This is a genomic window from Methylobacterium sp. J-001 (genome assembly GCF_022829565.1).
In the GTDB taxonomy this organism is placed as follows: Bacteria; Pseudomonadota; Alphaproteobacteria; order Rhizobiales; family Beijerinckiaceae; genus Methylobacterium.
This window is the reverse complement of sequence record NZ_JAKSYN010000006.1, coordinates 1-2366: the sequence shown is the minus strand read 5'-3', so window position 1 is coordinate 2366 and position 2366 is coordinate 1. Positions and strand designations below refer to the sequence as shown.

The 2366-nt window shown below is 60.0% G+C and carries 1 protein-coding gene and 2 pseudogenes; 2 read left to right on the top strand and 1 reads right to left on the bottom strand.

The window, feature by feature from the left end:
- Nucleotides 1-481, top strand: a pseudogene (locus tag MKK65_RS00090) (integrase core domain-containing protein); the annotation flags it as partial.
- Between the two features lie 700 nt (nucleotides 482-1181).
- Here MKK65_RS00090 and MKK65_RS00085 read toward each other — a convergent pair.
- Nucleotides 1182-1796 (bottom strand): NIPSNAP family protein, encoded by a 615-nt coding sequence (locus MKK65_RS00085; protein ID WP_243954244.1) that lies wholly within the window; start codon nucleotides 1794-1796, stop codon nucleotides 1182-1184.
- Nucleotides 1797-2033: 237 nt separating this feature from the next.
- On the opposite strand from MKK65_RS00085, the pseudogene MKK65_RS00080 reads away from it, so the two are divergent.
- Nucleotides 2034-2354 (top strand): annotated as a pseudogene (locus MKK65_RS00080) (maltose acetyltransferase domain-containing protein); the annotation flags it as partial.
- Nucleotides 2355-2366: the final 12 nt, after the last annotated feature.

The window sequence follows — 2366 nt, the reverse complement described above, 5'->3', positions numbered from 1 at the left end:
CCAGGCGCGGACCCACGACGGACGCTCGCTCCGGGTCCTGACGCTGATCGACGAGCATAGCCGAGCTTGTCTGGCGCTGAAGGTGGCGCGATGCATCAACAGCGTCGGCGTGATCGAGACGCTGGCCGACGCCATGTGCCTGCCCGGCATCCCGGAGCACATACGCCGCGATAATGGCCCTGAGATGACCTCCAAGGCGTTGCGCAAATGGGTCCCCCAAGCCGGCGCACAGATCCAGTACCTTGCGCCGGGCTCGCCGTGGGAGAACGGGCACTGCTAGAGCATAAATGGCAAGCTTCGGGATGAGTGCCTGAACACAGTGATATTATAACAGATGAACGAGGCGCGATTCGTATTCGGTCTTTGGCAAACTACCACCAACCGCGTCCGGCCGCATTCGTCCCTGGTCTATCGGCCGCCCGCTCCTGTCAGCTTCCCGGATCTGGCCGTCCGGCTACCCATAGCAGCGGCCATGCAGTAGCCTCTCCATCGGCTCGGTCCAAAATACCGGTCAGGTCACTCGCTTCTCGCATAATTTCCCGGGAGTTTTCATACGCACAAAATGGACAGCGGTGAAACTTTCCGAATGTACGGTATCTTGTTTGATCACGTGGGCAAATAACCTCAACATCATATTCAATTGGATCATCGGGAGCGGAAGTAAGATTGAATGCCTCCACCTCCTCAAAGTGACCACATCCATGGGGGCATGCGATCTTGATCGGCGGGATGTTGTCTCTGCGCTCAAGCGGCAGCATGACCCATGATGGATTTGAGCAGGAAGGGCAGACGAGGCTTATACCTTGGTGCTGCGGGTCTAAAGACTCTAATTGCTCAGCATAGTGACTGTCTGCCTCAAGCTGCGACTGGAGCCACTCGTCTCTCAACGTCATCTGACTACCGATTCGCGAATTACGGATATAGCCACTTGAGATGTCGGAGAGGTATGGCCGGCGAGTTAGGCTCCTGCAACATCGAAAATCTCGAAGAAGACCTACGCAGCGCCCGCAATAAGTCGTGAGCGGGCGCGGAGGCGATGTCCGCATCCGTCGATCGCTGCCCGAAAGCAGACCGGCGGAAATCCACCCCAAGCGGTCGTTCCGCTGGCGACAATGTCAGTCATCCTGACGGCTGCCAACGCAATGCGAAAGCAGTCATCTGCGAGCCATTCTGAGGACTGTTTACGCCAGGGGAGATGGCCCTTGTGGAAGCGCAATCGTCGAAGTCCCTTCGGCAATCTGCTCGGGGCCTCCCTCAGGCGGCCATACACCAGCACCATAGGCCCAAGAGCGTAGATCGGCCCGCTCCTTCAAACTCGTGAAGCCCCAGATGTGTGTGATCCGCGGTGCGCCATCGAGGGCATACATATTCGTGACGAGATGCTCGGTATACTCGCGTGCCGGTGCAATAGCCGCTTCCCAGCCTGCGAGCGTTGGCGGCAGCCCGCCCGGCTTCAGGTGGTAAGTCCGGAACTCGTACACCCCACCCCGGTCCCCGGTCCGGATCGGCGGCAGAAAGGCAAGTGGCGCGTAGCTGTCCATTTCTAGCGCCGTCACCACGCTCCCCGCATTGAACGGGTTAGCGCTCAGAAGCGCCCGGCGGCGCTCGGCAGTCATATCCTCCGGTGCCTCGAACCCACGCAGCACGATCAGGCGACCGAGTGTTCCTATCTCGGTCCGCCAGCAGCCAAACAGTTTACCCTTGGCCTCTGCGTCGTTCACCCAGTCATAAACGCCCTCGGATGCTCGACCGACAGCTAGCAACGGGCACGAAAGGGTAGTGAGTTCGTAGAGCATGGGTACCTCGGCGTTGCACCTTCAAACCTAGAGCGCGCCATTCGTTTCAATGGGCCGAATCTGCACCTGCCATGGGTCGGAAGCGGGGAATATCGCTACGTCCGCGCTCGTCCGTTGCCGACCCATGCCGGGCATGCTGAAGGTTCTCGGGGCGTCCCGAAAGCGGCCACGCTGGCGCTTACATATTACCGCCTGAGAGTGGGCCGATATCGCACCCAACGTGAAGATTGAGGGATCGTGAGAACCGAGAAGCAAAAGATGCTCGCAGGCGAAGCCTACCGGCCGGGCGACCCGGAACTGAGGTTGGATGCTCAGCGTGCGCGGGAGTGGATGGTTCGGTACAATGCGACCCTCGCGGCATCACCGGTCGAGCGGCGGGTGATGTTGCGCGAACTCTTCGCTTCTGTCGGCGAGGACGCGGTGGTGCGTCCGCCCTTTCACTGCGACTATGGTCAGCACATCTCCATCGGCGACGGAGCGTTCCTGAACTTCAACTGTGTGATCCTTGATGTCGCTCCCGTCACGATAGGCGCGCTGACGCAGGTCGGACCCGGCGTGTGACCTGACCGG

What these genes read in the sequence shown, in the direction of transcription:
- MKK65_RS00085 (WP_243954244.1), bottom strand. Translation starts at nt 1,796, where the DNA reads ATGCTCTACGAACTCACTACCCTTTCGTGCCCGTTGCTAGCTGTCGGT.